The 857-nt window shown below is 70.4% G+C and carries 1 protein-coding gene and 1 pseudogene; one reads left to right on the plus strand and one right to left on the minus strand.

Annotated features, from left to right (window positions below; genetic code table 11):
* A pseudogene (locus LPA54_RS33275) lies at window positions 1–207 on the minus strand (lysine--tRNA ligase); the annotation flags it as partial.
* A 199-nt stretch (window positions 208–406) separates the two neighbouring features.
* Here LPA54_RS33275 and argS point away from each other — a divergent pair.
* Window positions 407–857: arginine--tRNA ligase (gene argS / locus LPA54_RS33280; RefSeq protein ID WP_228984460.1), on the plus strand; the 451-nt coding region annotated here is incomplete at its 3' end.

An 857-nucleotide genomic window follows, 5' to 3' on the forward strand; every position in this document is an offset into this window, starting at 1 on the left:
GTACCCGCGGCGGCGGATCTCGTCGGCGACCAGGTGCGGGGTCATGACCTCGCGCAGGTTGCCCAGGTGGATCGGCCCGGAGGGGGACAGCCCGGACGCGACGACGACGGGTTTGCCCGGGGCCCGGCGCTCCGACTCCTCGATGACCTCATCCGCGAAACGGGAGACCCAGTCGGTGGTCTCGGTGCTCTGAGCCACGATCGGCACGTCCTTCTTTCTGCTCGGGCAGCCGGTACGGTCGCACGGCTGACCGTGCCATTCTCCCAGCTCCCCCGGCCACCGCGAAAACGCCTTTTCACCGGCCCCCGCGCGGCTCCCGCGCCCCCGCTCACGGAAAAACCCCTTTACCCCCCGTGGGATACTGACCCTGTCTATCTGAACCCACGAGGAGAACGGCACCCACTCCATGGCCTCGGTCACATCGCTCACCGATCTCGTCAGCAAGCAGCTCACGTCCGCCCTCTTGGCCACCCGGCCGGAGGCGTCCGCGGACCCGCTGCTGCGACGCAGCGACCGGGCGGACTTCCAGGCCAACGGGATCCTCGCGCTGGCGAAGAAGGCGAAGACCAACCCGCGGGACCTGGCGACCGAGGTCGTCTCCCGCATCACCACCGGTGACGTGATCGCGGACGTCGAGGTGTCGGGCCCCGGCTTCCTCAACATCACGATCGCCGACCGGGCCGTCCTCACGAACCTGGCCGCGCGGTACGCGGACGACACGGGCCGCCTCGGTGTGCCCCTCGCCGTGAACCCGGGCGTCACGGTGATCGACTACGCCCCGCCGAACGTGGCCTCGGAGATGCACGTCGGCCATCTGCGGTCCGCGGGGATCGGCGACGCCCTGCGCGGGATGCTCC

The sequence above is a fragment of the Streptomyces sp. DH12 genome (genome assembly GCF_020873895.1).
Classification (GTDB): Bacteria; Actinomycetota; Actinomycetes; order Streptomycetales; family Streptomycetaceae; genus Streptomyces.